Origin of the sequence: Paraburkholderia lebeckiae, from assembly GCF_050436325.1 — a bacterium.
Lineage (GTDB): Bacteria > Pseudomonadota > Gammaproteobacteria > Burkholderiales > Burkholderiaceae > Paraburkholderia > Paraburkholderia tuberum.
In genome coordinates this window covers 347,337-366,178 of sequence record NZ_JBNDLZ010000003.1, presented here as the reverse complement: position 1 = coordinate 366,178, position 18,842 = coordinate 347,337, and the positions used below count along the sequence as shown (strand labels likewise).

General features: G+C 60.1%; 15 protein-coding genes and 1 pseudogene. 10 read left to right on the top strand and 6 right to left on the bottom strand.

Features of this window, described 5'->3' with window-relative positions; genetic code table 11:
• Window positions 1–38: 38 nt before the first annotated feature.
• The 6 genes and pseudogenes from OKW44_RS19685 (at window position 39) to OKW44_RS19660 (ending at window position 5,770) form a co-directional block, all read left to right on the top strand.
• A complete protein-coding gene (locus OKW44_RS19685; protein WP_051103733.1) occupies window positions 39–1,055 on the top strand; it encodes a group II intron maturase-specific domain-containing protein in 1,017 nt (338 codons plus the stop codon).
• Between the two features lie 10 nt (window positions 1,056–1,065).
• Window positions 1,066–2,615: pseudogene (locus OKW44_RS19680) on the top strand (site-specific integrase); the annotation flags it as partial.
• Window positions 2,616–2,744: 129 nt separating this feature from the next.
• On the top strand, window positions 2,745–3,983 hold the full coding sequence (locus OKW44_RS19675; RefSeq protein ID WP_026225357.1) for a tyrosine-type recombinase/integrase: 1,239 nt from the start codon (window positions 2,745–2,747) through the stop codon (window positions 3,981–3,983).
• Window positions 3,980–4,924, top strand: coding sequence for a tyrosine-type recombinase/integrase (locus OKW44_RS19670; RefSeq protein WP_018417881.1), 945 nt, complete (start codon window positions 3,980–3,982; stop codon window positions 4,922–4,924). The genes OKW44_RS19675 and OKW44_RS19670 overlap by 4 nt, the downstream gene beginning before the upstream one ends.
• Window positions 4,921–5,217 (top strand): site-specific integrase, encoded by a 297-nt coding sequence (locus tag OKW44_RS19665; RefSeq protein WP_343219742.1) that lies wholly within the window; start codon window positions 4,921–4,923, stop codon window positions 5,215–5,217. The genes OKW44_RS19670 and OKW44_RS19665 overlap by 4 nt, the downstream gene beginning before the upstream one ends.
• Window positions 5,102–5,770: a tyrosine-type recombinase/integrase gene (locus OKW44_RS19660; protein ID WP_343219741.1), complete on the top strand. Its 669-nt coding sequence runs from the start codon at window positions 5,102–5,104 to the stop codon at window positions 5,768–5,770. The genes OKW44_RS19665 and OKW44_RS19660 overlap by 116 nt, the downstream gene beginning before the upstream one ends.
• Here the strand turns inward: OKW44_RS19660 and OKW44_RS19655 are convergent.
• From OKW44_RS19655 to OKW44_RS19645, 3 genes are all read right to left on the bottom strand, one after another.
• Window positions 5,705–6,601, bottom strand: coding sequence for a tyrosine-type recombinase/integrase (locus tag OKW44_RS19655; protein WP_018417878.1), 897 nt, complete (start codon window positions 6,599–6,601; stop codon window positions 5,705–5,707). The two genes, OKW44_RS19660 and OKW44_RS19655, sit on opposite strands and share 66 nt — an antisense overlap.
• A 400-nt stretch (window positions 6,602–7,001) precedes the next feature.
• Window positions 7,002–8,309, bottom strand: coding sequence for an MFS transporter (locus OKW44_RS19650; RefSeq protein WP_018417877.1), 1,308 nt, complete (start codon window positions 8,307–8,309; stop codon window positions 7,002–7,004).
• A gap of 308 nt (window positions 8,310–8,617) precedes the next feature.
• Complete coding sequence (locus OKW44_RS19645) at window positions 8,618–9,361, bottom strand: GntR family transcriptional regulator (RefSeq protein ID WP_026225356.1); 744 nt, start codon at window positions 9,359–9,361, stop codon at window positions 8,618–8,620.
• A 143-nt stretch (window positions 9,362–9,504) separates the two neighbouring features.
• Between OKW44_RS19645 and OKW44_RS19640 the strand changes: the two genes are divergently transcribed.
• From OKW44_RS19640 to OKW44_RS19625, 4 genes are read left to right on the top strand one after another with little or no spacing between them, the layout of a single operon-like run.
• Window positions 9,505–10,809 (top strand): MFS transporter, encoded by a 1,305-nt coding sequence (locus OKW44_RS19640; protein WP_018417875.1) that lies wholly within the window; start codon window positions 9,505–9,507, stop codon window positions 10,807–10,809.
• Window positions 10,806–11,693: an amidohydrolase family protein gene (locus OKW44_RS19635; protein ID WP_018417874.1), complete on the top strand. Its 888-nt coding sequence runs from the start codon at window positions 10,806–10,808 to the stop codon at window positions 11,691–11,693. Before OKW44_RS19640 ends, OKW44_RS19635 begins: the two co-directional genes overlap by 4 nt.
• Window positions 11,694–11,700: 7 nt before the next feature.
• Window positions 11,701–12,987, top strand: coding sequence for an ATP citrate lyase citrate-binding domain-containing protein (locus OKW44_RS19630; RefSeq protein WP_018417873.1), 1,287 nt, complete (start codon window positions 11,701–11,703; stop codon window positions 12,985–12,987).
• A gap of 27 nt (window positions 12,988–13,014) precedes the next feature.
• On the top strand, window positions 13,015–15,714 hold the full coding sequence (locus tag OKW44_RS19625; RefSeq protein ID WP_026225355.1) for a CoA-binding protein: 2,700 nt from the start codon (window positions 13,015–13,017) through the stop codon (window positions 15,712–15,714).
• Window positions 15,715–16,303: 589 nt separating this feature from the next.
• On the opposite strand, the gene OKW44_RS19620 is transcribed toward OKW44_RS19625, so the two are convergent.
• The 3 genes from OKW44_RS19620 to OKW44_RS19610 all read right to left on the bottom strand — a co-directional run bounded on the left by OKW44_RS19620 (window position 16,304) and on the right by OKW44_RS19610 (window position 18,842).
• On the bottom strand, window positions 16,304–16,852 hold the full coding sequence (locus OKW44_RS19620) for an MbcA/ParS/Xre antitoxin family protein (RefSeq protein WP_018417871.1): 549 nt from the start codon (window positions 16,850–16,852) through the stop codon (window positions 16,304–16,306).
• Between the two features lie 549 nt (window positions 16,853–17,401).
• Entirely contained in the window at window positions 17,402–17,797 is a 396-nt protein-coding gene (locus tag OKW44_RS19615; protein ID WP_018417870.1) for a hypothetical protein, read from the bottom strand.
• A 259-nt stretch (window positions 17,798–18,056) separates the two neighbouring features.
• Window positions 18,057–18,842 carry a metallophosphoesterase gene (locus OKW44_RS19610; protein WP_018417869.1) on the bottom strand — a complete coding sequence of 262 codons (786 nt, stop codon included), beginning with the start codon at window positions 18,840–18,842 and terminating at the stop codon, window positions 18,057–18,059.

Genomic DNA, 18,842 nt, shown 5'->3' with positions numbered 1-18,842 from the left:
TGCGCTGGATGTGAAAAATAACGCGTGAAAAGCGGGTTGTGCAGACCTTCCTTAACGTCGTTCGATATGCAGATGACTTTGTTATCACTGGCGCGACGCGAGAAGTGCTGGAGGATGAAGTCATGCCGCTGGTCGTGCAGTTTCTTGCACAGCGGGGATTATCGCTGTCACGGGAGAAGACCCGGATCACGCATATCAACGATGGGTTCGATTTCCTGGGCATGAACGTTCGCAAGTACGACGGCAAGTTGTTGATCAAGCCGGCCAAAACGAGCGTTCAGCGCTTCATGCGGAAGCTTCGGGACATCGTGAAAGGCAATGCAACGCTAAGACACGATCGTCTGATCCGCCTGCTCAACCCAAAGATTCGCGGTTGGGCGGATTATTATCGGCATGTCGTGGCGAAGCGCACCTTTAACAAGGTTGCTCATGCGATTTGGCAATGTCTATGGCGTTGGGCGAAGCGCCGACACCCGCAGAAGAACTCGCACTGGGTACGTCGGAAGTACTTTCGAACCGTTGGCGCCCGCCAATGGGTCTTTGGTACGGCGACGGACAAAGTGCTCAGCAATGGAAAGCGTGAACTTCTGACGCTGTACGACATTGTCGGCACGCCGATCCGGCGGCACCGCAAGATCAAGGGTGCCGCAAACCCGTTCGACCCGCAGTGGGAAAGTTATTTCGAAGAGCGGTTGGGCTTCGCGATGATGGACTCGCTCAAGGGCCGGATGCGGCTGATCCGGTTGTGGCTCGATCAGCAGAGGTCCTGTTCGGTCTGTCGTCAAATGATCACGAAATCCAGTGGCTGGCGGCTGTACCATCTGGAGCGAAAGATCGATGGCGGTAAGGACACGATCAGCAACCTGACGATGCTTCACCCGGATTGCCATCGGGCCGCGTGCCCTCGGACTCTCAGTAGTGAAACCGGCCTCGGCAATGGGGCTTTGAAAGGCTTGAGCCCTGTGCTGGGAAACTCGCATGCACGGTTCTTAGGGGGCGGCGGTGCAGTAATGCACCGCTGCTACCCGACCAAAATGCCTCTGTTCATCGTCTAAACATGAGGCCATGAAAACGCGTCGCACGTCCCTGCCCTCCCCCGCACCCTCCGGCCCTCCCGCTTTCCTGACGCCGACGAACTCGCCGTACTGCTGGCCTGGTACGCCGGATTAGCGGTGCGGCAGGCGGTCGAGCGCTATCTGCCTTCCCGACTCGGCGACGGGAGGTCAGCACGCGGCGTGCTCGGCACCATCTGGCGCAAGCTGGTGACCGTCGCGCATGCGGTTCACCGCAATGACCTCGCGGTGCTGCTCGACCATCCGGCCGAAGCACGCGAGCAGCATGCGAAGACCGCTGCACAGGCGATCGAGGCACTGCGTACCGCGCACGCACCTGAGCCGCAGATCGCCGACGACATCGCGCAATGGTTCGCGCCCCGCGCCGTGCGGGTGCTGCGCGACTACGGCATCGGGACGCTGGCGGATCTTACGGTGCGCATTCCCCGTCGCCGCCAGTGGTGGAAGGTCGTGCCCGGGCTGGGTGCGGCCAGCGCCCGTGCCATCGAAGCGTTCTTCGCGGCATGGCCGGCCCTGACCGAAAGAGCACGCGCGCTGGTACTGGCGAGCCGCCAGGGTGAACTGGTGCCGTGGGAATCGCTGAAGGTGCCGGGTGAAGTCGATGGTTCGGAAGGCACCTTCCGCGCACCGGCCGCCACCTGCACGCTCGACGCCACCAACGACTACGAGGCGGTGAAGAGCTGGCTTGCGCTGCACGAATCGCCGGCCACGCAACGCACCTACCGCAAGGAAGCGGAGCGGCTGATGCTGTGGGCGATCGTCGAGCGCGGGCGGGCGCTCTCCTCCCTGACGACCGACGATGCAATCGCCTATCGCACGTTCCTGCGCGCGCCCTCGCCGCGCGGCCGGTGGGTGGGTCCCGTGCGGCCGCGCACGTCGCCGGACTGGCGGCCGTTCAATGGCAGCCTGTCGGCCCGCTCGGTGGCGCACGCGCTGTCGATTCTCGGCTCGCTGTTCCGCTGGCTGATCGAACAGCGCTACGTGCTCGCCAATCCGTTTGCGGGCATCAAGGTGCGCGGCGGCAAAACGGCATCGACGCTCGACGCGTCGCGTGCCTTTACCGACGGAGAATGGGCCCTGGTTCGCACGATGGCCGATGGGCTGGAATGGTCCTATGGCTGGTCTACGCCAGCAGCGCAGCGGCTGCGGTTTCTGATCGACTTCGGTTACGCAACCGGGCTGCGGGCGAGCGAACTGGTCGGCGCGACGCTCGGTCACGTCGAGACCAATGCGCGGGGCGAGCACTGGCTGCGGGTCACCGGCAAGGGGAAAAAGCTCGCGCGGGTTGCGCTGCCGCCACTTGCGTGGGATGCCCTCGCCCGCTATCTGGCTGAGCGCGAGTTGCCGGTGATACCCGAGCGCTGGCGACCGGGAACGCCAGTGATCGGCAGCCTTGAGACGGACAGCGACGCAGCGATCAGCTCTGCGCGCCTGTGGGGTGTGTTCCGGCGCTTCTTCGTGCTCGCCGCGAAGAGCATCGAAGCCGATCATCCGCCGCTCGCGGAAAAGCTGCGTCGGGCCAGTCCGCACTGGATGCGCCACTATCTTCCCTGCCGGACTATGTCTTGTAAGCCCGGAATGCTGCTCCTTTTGAGGCAAATGGGCGAAGCCAAATAGAGATAGTCTGGGGCTCCTTCCCGCTGCACCCCAACATCGGGGAAGGAGCTCAACGTGAAGTACGTCATCCATGATCAGGTGGTCCTCTCACGACCACCTGAAGGGCCACTTGCGACGCTTCTCGCCTCATTTGCAAGAGCGCTGAGTGATCAGGGATACAGTGCGTATTCCCTGCATCGGCAAGTGCGCATTGCAGCAGACTTTAGCAGGTGGCTTGAACACGCAGGTGTCGGAACACGCCGCATCGGCACTGACCATGCAACACGGTATTTGCGACATCGCGCGCGAATCGTTCGACTGTGCCGCGGAGATCGCGCCGCCCTCGGACACCTCATGGAATTCCTACGCAGTAGGCAAGTAATTCACGCTGAGAAGACACCGGTTTCCCAACTGTCGCCTATTGAGCGCTGTATCAAGGCCTACGTAGCGTACTTGCGCGAAGCGCGCGCCCTGACCGAAGCGACGATTCGCAACTACGTGCCCTTCGTCCGCAGTTTCCTGGAGGACTGCTTCGGCAACCAACGGGTCACGCTCTCCCGTTTGCGCGCGGGCCATATCGTGAGATTCGTGCGACGTCAGGCACCACGTTTGCACCCGAAGCGGGCGAAGCTCATGACCGCTGGGCTGCGATCCTTTCTACGCTATACGAGCTATCGTGGCGACGTGGCGCTCGATCTCGCCGCAGCTGTTCCCGTTGTAGCCAACTGGTCGATGCCTGCGATTCCCCGCGCGATCGCGCCGGCTCAAATCCGGCAATTGCTTGCTAGCATCGATCGTCGAAGTGCGGTTGGTCGTCGCGACTACGCCATTTTGCTCCTGCTTGCCCGACTTGGATTGCGGTCGGGAGAAGTAGCGTTCCTCGAACTCAACGACATCGACTGGGCCGAGGGATGCCTGACTGTTCGCAACAACAGCGGGTTGTGCAACGAATTGCCCTTGCCCGCTGACGTCGGTAGGGCGATCGCCGCATATCTGAGTCGTGATCGACCGTCCGGCCTCTGTCGGCGCGTATTCTTGCGCTCAAGAGCTCCGTTCACCGGGTTTCGGAGCGCGTGTGCGGTCGGCTCCGTTGTGCGTCATTCGCTCCAGCGCGCCGGCATTGACGCGCCGACTATGGGAGCACACCAATTTCGCCACGGATTGGCCACTGAGATGCTGTGCCACGGTGCGTCGCTCGGCGAGATCGGTGAATTCCTTGGACACCGGCATCCACAGACCACGAGGATCTACACGAAGGTCGATATCAAGGCGCTGCGAACGCTGGCCGTGCCATGGCCAGGAGGTGTGCGATGAACACGCTTCGGCAAGCGCTCGACGAGTACGTTACCGTGAGACGCGCCCTCGGATTCAAGCTGAATGAGGCAGACAAGGGATTGCGCGACTTTGTCGCGTTCATGGAACGACGCCGCGCCTCGTACATCACGCAATCGCTCGCTCTCGAATGGGCTCAGCAACCATCATGGCAGCGACCCGCAAGCTGGGCGCAGAGGCTGGGCTTTGTCCGTATGTTCGCGCGCTATCGCAGTGCAACCGATCCACGCACCCAGATCCCAGCGCAAGGCCTGCTTCCCTTTCGGCCGACGCGGGCACGACCATATCTATATTCGGATGGTGAGATTCGAGCGCTGCTGGACGCGGCGCTTCAAATGCCGTGCAGGTTCCAACGCAATGAACTGCAGCCATGGACCTATCATTGCCTGTTCGGGCTCCTCAGCGTAACGGGTATGCGTCTGGGCGAAGTCAGAAACCTTGAACTTGAAGACGTTGATTTGAAGACAGGAGTGTTGACGATCTGCGGCACCAAGTTCGGCAAGTCGAGACTCGTTCCTTTACATGTCTCGACCTGCAAAGTACTTGCCGCCTACATTGCACGGCGAGAACGTTATTGGGCCGGGCGAACCGTGTCATCCTACGTATTCGCTTCCAATAGGGGGAACCGGCTGGACAACAGCGAGATTCATCGCGCCTTTTATCGACTCTCGCGCCAGATTGGGCTGCGCGGCGAATCAGACAGTCACGGGCCACGCCTGCATGACATGAGGCACGTCTTTGCGACGAGAACGCTTCTACATTGGTACCGGTCTGGACAGGACCCCGAGCGTCGTCTGCCCATCCTGTCGGCCTACCTCGGTCATGTCCATGTGGCCGATACGCAGTGGTACCTCAACGCCTCGCCCGAACTCATGCGCGAATCGATGGGCCGACTCGAGCGGCATTGGGAGAACCGCTCATGAACAAGTCAGCCAGCTTTGCTCCCTTTCTGGAGCGATTCTTTATACAGCGCCTGATGCAGCAGCGGCAGGCCAGTCCTCACACCATCATCTCGTATCGAGACACCTTCCGTCAGTTTCTGAGGTTCGCCGAGCAACACCTGCATAAGCCGCCGTCAGGTCTCTGCGCAGATCCAGCGCGTGCTAGCCATTCCCAGCAAGCGCTTCACCCGCACGCTCGTCAACTTCCTGACTCGCCCGGAGATCGACGCACTCCTTGCCGCGCCCGATCAATGTGCCTGGTCCGGCCGACGTGATCATGCCTTCTTGCTGGTGGCTGCGCAGACCGGCCTGCGTTTATCCGAGATGACTGGACTCAAACGCGAGGATCTCGTTCTTGGTGCCGGCGCTCATGTACGCGTAATCGGCAAGGGACGCAAAGAGCGCTGCACGCCGATCACGAAGTCTACGCGCGCCGTATTGAAATCCTGGTTGCGCGAGCCGCAGCGCGGTGATGGTGATGTGCTGTTCCCGAGCGCCAGGGGAGGACGTCTCAGTGTCCATGGCGTCCAGTACCTGATAAACAAGCATAGAGAAGCGGCGTCAAGAATGTGTCCCTCCTTGAACACGAAGCGGATCACCGTCCACTGCTTGAGGCATACGGTTGCCATGGACCTTCTTCAATCGGGCGTTCCTCGTTCAGTGATTGCACTGTGGCTCGGACACGAATCGGTAGAAACAACGCAGATCTATCTCGAGGCAACGCTTGCAATGAAGGAACAGGCCCTTGCGAAGATGTCGCCATTACGCGGCAAGGCGGGACGCTTCTGCCCGACGGACCAACTGCTCGCCTTTCTGAACAGCCTGTAGGGTCACGAAACTATGTTGGGTGATCGGAGCGGCGCTTCTGTTCTGAGGCGTGCAATCGTTGGGCCAATATGAACTCTCATCCATATCGCCCGACATAGTCCGGCAGGGAAGATAGTGGCGCAGCGTGTGCATCGACACGCGCTTGTCGATCTGCGCGGCCTCGGCGGCAGCATGGATGGCGCGGTTCAGCTGCCGGGTGCTGAGCGGGTCGACGGGATCGAGCCCGGGGAAGAGCCACCCGCCGTCGGGCATCCTGCCCTGGGCACGGGCCACGCGCCACCAGACCCGCAGGCGTTCGAGCAGCACCGGAGAGAGCATCGCGTAGCGGTCCTTGCGGCCCTTGCCCTGTTCGATGCGCAGCGTCATGCGCTGGCTGTCGATGTCCGTGACCTTCAGCGCCACCACTTCGCTGGCACGCAGCCCGGTGCCGTAGGCGACCGAGAGGGCCGTCTGGTGCTTGAGGTTGCCCGTTGCGGCGATGAGCCGCCGCACTTCATCGGGGCTGAGCACGACCGGTAGCGTACGGGGCACGCGCACGGGCTGCATCCGGGCCATCAGTTCGGGCTCGTGGAGGGTGATCTCGAAGAAGAACTTCAGCCCGGTGATCGCGGCGTTCAGTGACACCGGCGACGTGCCATGATCGACCAGATGCAGCTCGTAGGTTCGCAGGTCCTCGACGGTGGCGGTATCAGGCGAGCGCCCGATGTATCGGGCGAACTCGCGTACGATGCGCACATAGTTGGCTTGCGTCTTCGGGGCAAGCTGGCGCATACGCATGTCGTCGATCATGCGCTGGCGCAGCGGGCTGACGGTCGGTTGGGCGGAGGTCATGATTCGGCTCCTGCTGGAGAACGAGGCGGATTGCCTCATTCGCCAACATAAAACCGCGTGACCGGCCTCGCCCTGCCCTCCCGCGTCGGACCGGAGCCCCCTACCGCGCGAGCGGTTTCGTTCTGCGACCCCGAAGAGACATTCAGCTAGCTCGTAAGCGGTCGTTCACTTCGTACAAACGATGGGGTTACAGGCGTACAACCCGTCATATATCCGAAGAAGCGCAAAGGGCGACGAGCGCTCGATTTGAGCCTTGCTACGGAACTGCCTCCAGCCAGCCCGGATGGCTTTAACCGTTCGCGATGTTGAACCGCACTCAGCCAGCAACCAGTCGAAAAGTGCGGCTCGAATAAGTGCACGTTGCATCTGTGCAAAGAGCCCAGGCGTCTCAGCGCTCTCGTCAAAGCGGAACCGTTGACGATGCAAGCGCCGCCTTGCGATGCCCACCGACTGTCCACGCAATCGCGGTCCCGATTGCGAGAGCTAACAGGCATGCAGTCGGAACAAGCATTGGTGCGACATGGCTATTACTAACTTTGCCGACGTACGGCATCAGGTTCTGTGCGAAGAACCCTCCGAGATTGCCGATGCAGTTGATGGCGGCGACACTTGCGGCGGCTCGAGCGCCGGAAAAGAAGCGCGGGGGAAGCGACCAGAAACAAGGGTACAGCAGAGGAATACAGGCGCCACCCACACACAGGGCGATGAAGCGCAACGAGACCGTCGGCAATACGAGGCTGGAGGCAAAACATACAACGCCGATGCCTGCGACCACGACCATTGCTTTTAACACCACCTGTTCACGTTTGAGCTTCCCGGGAAGCCAAAGCAGAAGAAGTGTCGCGAGTGCCCACGGAATCATGTTGAGCAGGCCATTGACGCTCGACGAAACGCCCCAGCTCTTGACCAGCGTAGGCAACCAGTACGTAACACCGTACAGCGACGTCGACATCAGCATGTAGGTCGCTGCGAACATGAGAACCTTCGGGTCAAGCAATGCCGCCCATGGCCGGGACTCCTTTGCTTCCGGGGACGCATCGCGCACAAGCGCTGCGACCACAATGTCCTTCTCGTCCTGGGAAAGGAAGTTCGCTTCCTTGACGGAGCTCGGTAGATATTTAAGCGCTACGAAGGCAATCAGTATTGCCGGAAGACCGGTGGCAAGGAAGACCCATTGCCAACCCGCCAGTCCCAGTGTTCCGCCCAAGGAAAGGAGCAGCCCTCCGACCAGCGCGCCAAGCATGTTTGCCAGCGAACTGCCGAGGGTAAACAGGCCAAGCACACGTGTCCGGTAGCTTTGAGGAAACCACTGCGTCAGGTAGTAAATGACGCCTGGATAAAAGCCGGCTTCAGCAACGCCCAGCGCAAACCGAAACGAGTAAAAAGCTGGCAGGGACCTGGTGAACGCCATTAGCACTGTAACGACGCCCCACGTAATCATGATGCGAGCGAGCCACGTCCGGGCTCCAAACCGATGTAGCGCCAGTGTGCTGGGCACCTCGAACAGCAGGTAGCCAATGAAAAACAGCGATGCTCCAAGGCCATACGCGGCTTCCGTCATGCCGAGTGCCTGAACCATTTCCAGTTTCGCGAAGCCGACATTCTGGCGGTCGATGAATGCGATAAGAAACATGACAATCAGCAGCGGCATCAGCCGCCATGCCATTTTCTTCATTACCTGCTGCTCACGTGTTACGGACGTAGACATGTTCGCTCCAAGTTCCATGCCCGCTGCCGCTCGACTGGCGTTTCAAAAACGGTCAGTCAGACGAAAACAAGCAGATTGATATAGTCATGTATATGTTTGTATGTTTGAGGTCGGGCTGCAATGAGGTATAACCCGGACGAGCGCATGCAAGCGAGCTGCGGCCGCAGCTGGCGACCAGTGATGTATTCGGCGAACGAGGTGTAGAGCCTGAAAGTCGCGGGACAGATGCGACTTGCCGGGGTGACAGCGAGTCGGTTCGCGTTGTCGGTCCCTATGACGGCACCGAACGCGGCGAGGAAGTCGCGTTGTCAGCGAATATCAACCTGATACTGGAACGCTGCAGCAGCACCACGCGTGGTGCGCCATTCAAGAGGCGTCCCGGCGAAATCGGATGCCACACGGTGCACAAGGATTACCGGGCTCCCAACGTCGATATGCAAGAGCGCTGCATCAGCGTCCGTCGCCTGTTCGACGTTCAGAATTTCGGTGGCGGATGCGACGATTTGGCGGCAAAGCCGCTCGTAGAGCGGATAAAGCAAATCTTCGAAGCCACCAAGGGGCAGAGTCGCCAGCGCTTCGAAACGGCTTCGTGGTAGCCATATTTCTTCCGACAAAACCGGTTGTCCCTCAATCAGTCGTACCCGCGAGAGATGAACAGCCTTCTCGGTCGCCTTCATCCGCAAGGTTGAGCGAATCGTCTCGTTTGGCTTGACGACCTCGCGGCTGAGCACCTTCGCCGTCGGTCGGACCGGCTTCCCGTCAGCTGACTTGAATCGGAAGAAGCGGAACAACGACGAATCAAAGCGCGGGCGGCGGACAAACGTCCCTTTTCCCTGGGTGCGGGTGAGTACCCCGTCAGCCACCAGCAAATCAATGGCTTTCCGAAGGGTTCCGGTCGACACGTTGTAGAACTGGCTAAGTTCCGCCTCTGTGTCGATTGCCTTTTCTGGCGCCCATTCGCCCTCCGCGATGCGGCGCACCAGGTCATCGCGTAGCTGCTGGTATCGGGGCAATCGACCGTCTGGCTTGGCCGAGAACGATTGCATATCCATGATTCATATAGTTGTTCACAGGAATAGTCACTGTACAACATCTGCAGGAACAAGGGTAAATCCCCAATGACTTTTTCGTAAAGGCGCCTAGACTAAACATATAGTCATATACATGAATATATGAATTTACCTTGGAGACGGCGATGTTCACCTGGTACAAGCAAGGTACACCTCTCGAACGAAACACCTTCTGGGGATGTTTCGCGGGTTGGGGCCTCGATGCCCTCGATGTGCAGATGTTTACCCTGGCAATCCCCGCAATCATCGCAGCGTACGGCATCGACCACACGCAGGCGGGCGCAATCAGCGGCGTGACACTGGTGTCATCGGCGATGGGCGGCTGGTTGGCGGGCGCCTTGTCCGACAGGATTGGTCGGGTGCGGACGCTGCAGATTACGATTCTCTGGTTTGCCAGCTTCACGTTCCTTTGTGCCTTCGCCCAGAGTTTTCCTCAACTACTGGTCCTGAAGGCCCTGCAAGGATTCGGGTTCGGCGGAGAGTGGGCTGCAGGCGCCGTGTTGATGGCTGAGACCATCCGGACGGAACACCGCGGCAAGGCCATGGGCGCGGTACAGAGCGCCTGGGCTGTCGGCTGGGCCGGCGCAGTGCTGTTGTATGCCGCAGCTTTTTCGTGGTTGCCGTCAGACACGGCGTGGCGTGTCATGTTCGGTGTTGGCCTGCTGCCCGCGCTTCTCGTCCTTTACGTCCGCCGCAATCTCCGCGAACCTGTGCGCGTTGAGCCGTCTCGCGCTGAACCAGCGGTTTCTGTGTGGGCGCAAATCGCGCAGGTGTTTCAGCCGCGCGTCATCAAGACCACCGTTATCGGGGCGATTCTGGGCACAGGCGCACACGGCGGGTACTACGCCATCATGACCTGGCTGCCGACCTTCCTCTCCAAGGAAAGACATCTGTCGGTCCTCAACACCGGTGGGTATCTTGCGGTTGTTATCGTCGCTTTCTGGTGCGGCTGTATGGCGAGTGCTTACCTGCTCGACCGTATCGGACGCCGTCGCAACATCGCATTCTTTGCATTTTCTTGCATCGTCACCGTGCTTGCGTACGTGATGCTTCCCTTGAGCAACACGGCAATGCTTGTTCTGGGCTTCCCGCTAGGCTTCTTTGCTGCCGGCATCCCAGCCAGTCTGGGCGCACTCTTTAACGAGTTATATCCTGCGGATATGCGCGGGACAGGCGTCGGCTTTTGCTACAACTTCGGCCGCATCGCCTCGGCGGGTTTCCCTGTGCTGGTCGGGTACATGAGTCATTCGATGTCGCTGGGAGCAGCGATTGGCATCGATGCCGCAATTGCGTACGGGCTGGCGATGGTTGCCGTGTTGCTGCTTCCCGAAACGCGCGGCAAGCGTTTGCGGCCGTCCGGCGTCGAGCAGGCTTCACAACTGGTCGCCGACGCCGAATTAGCGCTTGACCATCCCCGGAGCCAGCGATGACCCAGGCACCATCCATCGCGCGGCCACGGCTGCCGCGCGTTGACACGCACGCGCACGTGTTTGCCCGGACGCTGCCGCTGGCGGACGGACGGCGCTACGCACCCGACTATGACGCAACGCTGGACGCCTACCTGAAGCTGCTGGACGAGAACGATATTGCCAATGCCGTCCTTGTCCAGCCCAGCTTTCTCGGCACCGATAACAGCCATCTTTTACAGGCGCTGACCAGAGACATAGGCCGGCTGCGCGGTGTGGCAGTCGTGTCCCCCGATATTTCAGAAGACGACCTGGTGCGGCTGAACTGCCAGGGTGTGACGGGCGTGCGTCTGAACCTTGTCGGGCAGACGCTCCCCAAGCTGGGCTCGGCGCCATATGTAACGCTTTGGCGGCAGTTATCAAAACTAGGCTGGCATGTTGAGTTGCATAGGGAGGCGTCGGACCTGGCGCCACTCGTCAACACTTTGCTGGACGTGGGCTTGCCCGTTGTCGTTGACCATTTTGGCCGCCCTGACCCGGACAGCGGCACACGCGACCCGGGGTTTCACGACCTGTTGGAGTTTGGCCCATCTGGCCGCGTGTGGGTCAAGCTTTCGGGTGCCTATCGGTGCTCGGTGCCGGACTCGAGGTTCATGCGCGATGCCACGGACCAGCTCATAGACGCATTTGGCGCCGAACGTCTGATGTGGGGTAGCGACTGGCCACACACGCAGTTTGAACATGCGACGAACTACAGCCAGACGCTTGGCGCGTTGCTGGACTTACCTCTTGCGCCCGCGATTGTCGAGGCAATCCTGTGCTCAACCCCGCACTCGTTTTACGGGTTCGACAAAGACCCCGTGAGGGATATTGTCCCGACGACACCGACTTCCCAACTCACTTCCTGAGGTCATCATGCAAGTCACCGGTATGTTGCACGGCGCCAGATTGCTGCAGTTCGTGGGCTTTCCGACGCCCGAGATTCTGGGTCCGGACGCTAGCGAAGAACAGATTCGAGCGATGCTGAAAAAGCACGGCATGATCTTCATCAAGCCGGTTTTCAAGGGCGGCGTTGGCAAAAAGGGCAAGGCCGGTCTGATTGGCCGTGCAACTGACCTGACGACCGCCTTGAAGGAGAAGGAGCGCCTTTACTTCGTCGAGCATCACGTCGCCAACACCGTTTCAAAAGCTAACGGCGTGACCTTTGAGGCGGGTGTGCCGGCCGAGTACGAGGTCTATTTCTCGATTACCGACTCGACACACTTCCGCGCGCCCACCATGACGCTTACGCACCACGGTGGCGTCGACATCGAGGAACTGGACAAGTCACAAGTTGTGCAGATTCCGTTTGACCCGCTCACCGGGCTCAAGGCATTCGTCGTGGCGAACGCGCTTTCGACGCTGGGCGCACCCAAACAGATTATCTCGCCGCTTGTACAGCACCTCCCCAAGTTGTGGGAGCTCTATCACGGATTCGGCATGACGACCCTCGAGCTCAATCCAATCCGGATGCGCGAGGATAGCAAGGGAAGGCTGACGCCCATCGCCTGCGACTTCAAATGCGGTTTCGACCGTGACGACCCGCGCTGGCAGCGCCTTAACCTGCCCGCGCATCTCTTCGCAGTCGACTATTCAGACTTCGAACAGGAAATCAACCAGCTTCGCACGTATCAGGGGCAGAGCGACGTCTACGTCATTAACGCGAAGGGCAGCATTCTCGCTCCGACGTTCGGTGGCGGCGCGAACTCCCTTGTCACGCAAATGCTCGGAGACGACGCCATCATCTCGTCAGACTTCGGCGGCAACCCACCCTACGAAAAAATGAAGGAAGTTGCCCGCATCTGTTTCAAGCACTGGATTCAGCAAAGCAATGTTCTGTTCATTATTGGTGGAAAGTCAAACAACACGGATATTTTTGAAACGTTTCGCGCAATGGCCGACGCGTTACGCGAGCACTTCAGTCAGCACGGCCCGACGCCGCTCTATGTGGTGGTCGGCCGTGGTGGTCCGAATCTGGTTCGCGGAATGGGAGCATTGCGCGACACGCTCGATTCGCTGGGATTGCCGTACACCTTCTTCGGGTTTGACTCGGACATGAGCGAGGTCGTCCTGCATGCGAAGCAGGTTGACCAATGGATGAAAGCAGGCGGCCGTGAGCAGATTGCGGCGAAGCTGGGAATTGCGGTCAAACAGGCTGCCTGAGCATCTCATCGACTGAGGAGAATCATTATGTACAAGCAGGGCATTGGCGAGTTTAAATACTTCGTAGGAATTAGTTCGTTATCCCAAGTTGCCACAAAGGACGACCGCGTTTGCGTGCTCAACATTCTGGGCGGCGAGTCGAGCGATGTCACGCCCGTCGGTCATGCCTATTCCGGCGGCAACGTGGTGTTTGGTACGGCTCCAGGAAAGCGCGGACAGGTACTGGAAACGGCACTTGGAAGCGTGCCGGTCTACAACAATGTCCTTGAAGGCCTGAACGATGGTCACCGGTTCAACTGCGGCGTCATCTATCTGCCGCCTTCCGCTGCACGGGACGGCGTGGCTGAGCTAATCCGTGTCAATCCGGAACTGAAGAAGATATTCATCGTCACCGAAAAGCTGGCAGTCAGTGACTCCCGCGAAATCCGCGCGATGGGTCAGTCCAACGGCATCGACATTTTTGGCGGCAACAGCCTCGGCGTAGCTGACGCCTGGAACCAGGTGCGTATCGGCGGAGCGCTGGGCGGCGACCACCCTGAAGAGGCATTGCGGCGGGGCTCAATTGCATTGTTCTCGAACTCGGGCAACTTCACAACGACCATTGCAACCTACCTGCGGATGGCCGGATGGGGTACGACAACAGCCATTTCAAGTGGCAAAGACGTATTCGTTCAATTCGCGGCGCCCGAGTTCGCTGCGGCGCTGGCAAACGACGCGCGAAGCAAGGCGGCCGTTCTTTATGTCGAACCTGGCGGCTACTATGAGCTCGACGCCAACTTCACGAAACCGGTGGTTGCGTGCGTCGTGGGGCGCTGGAAGGCGAAGCTGACCCGCGCAGTGGGACACGCGGGTGCCATGTCTGGTGGTGCAGACGACGCTGTATCAAAAGAACAGTGGTTCCTCGATAAATTCGGGGTATCGAGCGTGTTCACACCGGACAATCCGGTCGTGTCGGCAAAGGGCGCGCTCGTCACGAACATCGCGCACATACCCGCCGCTCTGACGGCTGTGATGCGTGAAAACGCCTGTCGGCCCGATTTCGAGCCTGAGGGCAACCTTGCTTTGAAGCCGTGGTTTAGCAGTCACCGCGGATTGAGCCTGCCGCAGGCGCTCGATTTGCCTGTCGTGCAGGCCACAGCCCCATACGATGCCCAGATTGCCGCGCTCGACAAACAGGTTGGAGCTGTACCACCGCGACAGTCGATGAAGGACGCTTCTGGCGCGTCGCAGATGGACCCGAAGTCGCAGGTGACCAGTCTGTACGGTGTTTCGATGCTTGATGCGGCGCAGTACCCCCTTGAGACAAACGTAAGCCTTGCGCTGCTGCACGAACCCGGCGGGATGAACGACCGCGCGCTAATCAATGTCGCTGTGAGTGCGTTCCTGAACCTGTATGGCCATCCTGCGCTCGCGGCGGCGCAGGCTGCACGGGATGCCGGTAATGCACCGAACACTGTTCTTGCCGCCGCTGCGAGCATTATCGGGCCGCGCGGGCAAGTCGGGCCCCGCCAGGCGGTCCGCGCTCTAATCGACGCCTTCGCTGCGGTGAGGCTTGAGAACGCGACGGACGAAAATTTCGACTTTTCTCGCGCCCAAGTCAGCGACTTAAGCCTGTTCGTCGGCAGCGAACCTGATTTGCGGGCTCGCGCAATCCTGGACGGACTCAACGCCCGCGACGTGAAGTCGACGTTCGTGCGATATATCGAAAGCCTGCCTGGCGAACCGACTACTGACGCCGTACTGGCGGCCATTTGCGCGACGCTCGCATGGGGTCCGCTAATGCGCAAACGCATTTCGCGCCTTTCGGCCGAGAGCCTTCCCTGGTGGATACAGCTGTTCGGTTCTTTAATCGGAGCGTCGGTGCCGTCGGATCAGCACTGCCCGGACAGCTTCTGCGGCGTCGAAACGAAAGCAATCCTGGAGCAGCGGTCGCTTGGTGAAACCGCCTTCAGCGCGTTGTTTGGATTGTCGCCAGGCACGAGCGACTTGTTTTCCTTCCAATTGCTGGTCGGTCTGCTGCTGTCAAATGGACCCGGAACGATTTCCGCGCAGGGTGCAAAAGGTGCGGTCTCTGCTGACGGTCCCGAAGACCCCGAACGCGTCCAGCTCAACAAGGCGTTAATCGGCTTCCTGACGCACAGCGGTTATACACACGGCGGAAATGGATTCGAGGGAATTGCATTTTTGCTCGACCAGTTCAGGGATAGTGGACTGACTGACCCGGGCGACCCGGCTCACGGGCTCGATCTGAAAGCACTGGCGATGATGTACGTGGAAAGTTATGCCAAATACAAATCGAGCAAAAAAACGAGCGGCAGCCTCGACATTCAGAAGATTCCCGGCGTGAATCATCCGGTGTTTAAGGACAAGCCGGTCAACCACGATCCACGTGAAGTGTTCGTTCGGCAGTTGTTCGCCGAGCGTGACGAATATAACATCTTCCACGACTTCTATCGGACGTTGGTGCAAAGTCTGTTCGACGCCGGGGTTTCGCGAAACGTCTACTGCGTCAACGTCGACGCGGTGATTGCCGCGTTGCTGCTCAAGATGCTCTGGCAGCCATATCGTGACGGAACCTATTCCCGCAACGCCTTGGAGACGGCCGCCTTCACTATATTTCTATACCCCCGCATGCTCGGTTGCGCGGCTGAAATCGACGACCATATGAACCGCGGAAGGAACATGGATACGCGGACACCCGCGTCGGAGTGCCGTTTCGTCGCGTAGGGGGATGACCCGGCAGCGCTAGACGTCCTTCTACGCTGCCGGGCTTACGCTCACATCTGTCTGACGTCCCTAAGTTGCGGCGGTCAAACCGGTTCACTGCCTCTGATGTGTGCTGTACCCGGATCAAGGACATGCGCAAATCCGAACGGCAGGTTTAACGCGAACAGTCAGCAATTTCATCATTGACGTCTTCTGCCTGGCGGAAAGGAAGCTGCGTCAGGACCATCGTCTCGGCTCGTCGATTGTTGACGATCCAGGTCTTGTTAGCGAATGACCGAATGTGGCCGACTGTACGCGTTCAGCAACGGAACCTTGATCAGCCATTCGCAGGCTCGCACGATGCCACCGGCCGCTTGGTGGCTTGATAGCTCAGTGAGCGCAACCCGAGCGCACCGGTCAGCCGGATGTCGGGGCTAAAGACCGTTTTTCCGGTTGCGTCCGAGACTGCGCGGCGAAAACGCTTGCTCAAGGGGATGCCCAGCGACAACATACAAGTTATCGCATCGGATGATCGTCGGCTTTAGGCGATGTGCGGATGCGCAATCGGGCAGCAAGTTCTTCAGTCGCGCCCCCAAAGTCCGGCCTTTTGCTATCCGTACCCTTCGTCAATCCGCACCAGCGCTTCCTCAACCAGCCGTGCGTCATCCTCGGTCTTCGCCATTTCGAGCGCAGTTCGGCCGGCAAACCGCTTGTGCGGCATGACCAGCCACCGGATCGCCTTATCCTGCTCCCGGAAGACGGCTATCGCCTGCGCAACTATTTTCGCGACACGTGTCGCAAGGAGTAACGTGCCACGGGACTCGTCTTGCTCGCCGAACAGCAGTGGATTCATCTGGTCCACAGTTACCGGCACATCGGGTCGGGAAACGACGCCCTTCAAGGCTTCAATCACGTTATCCGTTGCGGACGGCGGATCGACCCGCAGCCATGACCCGAGCGTATCGCGGAGACACTGCTGACAAAGGTCAATGCTCAGATGGGCACCGTCGCCAAAAACCGAGCCAAAGCCGCCGCGCCAGTCGAGCGACACTTTTTCATACCACTCCCCCTGGTCATCATCGGGCGACATGCGCTGGCTGCAGCGGTCGCATGTGCAGGCGGCGATCTCCTGCACCATCCTGTCACGGTATTCGCGCATGACCTACTCCCTTTCCCAGCCCGACTTTTTCCAGCCAGGAGGCACGAGACCGAGCTGCTTCGCGGTGGCGACCGGCAGGGCAACAGCACCGTGCCCGGCCCGCGCTCCAGGTTCCCGAGCATCGTGACTTCAGCGGCGACCCCGTCAAGTTCCAGATACACGACGTCCTCTGGCTCAAAAATCTCGGCGTAAAGATCCCAGCCGGGCTGACCGCCCTCTTTCGCTTGATATCGGATGTGGTCCTTGCTGCTCATAAATCGCTGTTCCTTTTGCGAGCGTTTAGCCGACGCGCCACGTGTCACGGGCAGTCGCTTCAGATACTGGACGCAATCCGCGACGTCAATGACATAAGCCTTTTTCTGCCACGCGGCGGTCGCGCGTTCGGACATGTGCCCATCAGTTCGAGCTGATACCTGCATCCTGGCATCAGCGATGACCGTTGAGAAAGTCGAAGCAGTCTTGCGCGTAAGCGCAACCTTGATCGGGAATGCCCGAACCCGACCGTTTCCGGTCGGAAAGGTCCTGTCGGGTCGGGAAATTCGTCCATGGTTATGCTCCGAATGTTCCGCGGAACCGGCGTGCGGCATCAACGACCGCAACGTGGTGATCAAGCGCATCCTTGGGCGCGATCGGGGCGGTACAACCCTCCTCCACAATCCAGCCGTTGGGAAAGTGAAACCAGGCGGCAATTGTCCACGGGTCCGTGGCGAGTCCGAGCTCTGCCAGAATTTCCCTGATGACCGGCAGCGGCTGATCACGATCATCGAACTGGTATCGGGCAAAGTACCGCTGACCTTCAGCTTCCACGCCAAAGATCCAGCCGCGCTGCTGCCATCCGGCTACGTCCGCGGGAACGGTGTCTGCCCCAATCCACTCGCCCTCGGCCAGTATTTTCAGGATCGTGTCTTCCCGCTGAACCTGAAGACTGTGGAGGGCTGTAGTCATCGCTGTTCCTGTTTTACGCGTGGCGAGCGCAAAGGCCTTCAGGCGCGCCCGTAACTGTGCGCTTCTCCCGTCAGGCGGCAATGACTGTCGCCGTCTTTTTCGCCGGTTCGCCCTGGTCAGGCGCGCTCCGTGTCGAGATGCTCCCTCGAGTCCGTAGTCCTGGGGGTCAACCATTTTTTTGCAGGCGATCTCCTCGCGGCAGCGCCCATGCGCATCGCCAGAACGTTTGCGCCGCCTCAGCGCGCCACGGCACAGCTGCTCACAACTCGATCACCAGCGCCGGATCAAACGCCGGGTTTTCCCATTTCAGGTCGGTCGGCGCACCCGCCATCAGACGGTTCGTCGCATAGCCGCGCGGGTTGGCAATCACCCGCGACTGGCCAACGCGATAATCGAACGAGTCATGCACGTGACCGTGAATCCACACGTCGGCCAGCTCGAGCACAGGTCGCAGGTCACTCACGAAGGCAGCGTTGACCGGGTCGTTCGCATAGCGCGGATGCACCGACGGCGGCGCAACGCCGTGATGGGTCACGACGACCGTGCGCCCGTCGAAGGGCTTTGCCAGCTCGGTCCGCAGCCACGCCAGTGCTTTTTCGTGCTCCGCCAGCGCGTGCTCCGGCCGAAAACGTGTGCCGTCGCCGACGCGGATCACACGATGGTCATGCAGCATCCGCCCGGCCAGCGCCATGCTCCGGTCGCGCACGCCACTGAGCGCATAGTCTGTCCAGAGGCAACAACCGAGAAACCGCACATCACCCATGACAAACGTGTCGCGCTCAAGGTAATGAATCGCAGTACCGGCCGCGCGCATACGGATGGAGTTGGCCAGCGTGTCGTACTCCATGCCATACGCTTCATGGTTGCCATGCACGTAGATGACGGGCACCGGCCAGCGCGCAAACGGCTCAACCGCATCGGCCCCCTTCGCGATGTCACCCGCGAGCACCAGCACGTCGGCATTCGTCAGCCTGACGGGGTTGTGACCCGGAAAACTCTGGTGCACGATCTCCAGATGCAGATCCGAGGCGATCTGGATACGCAT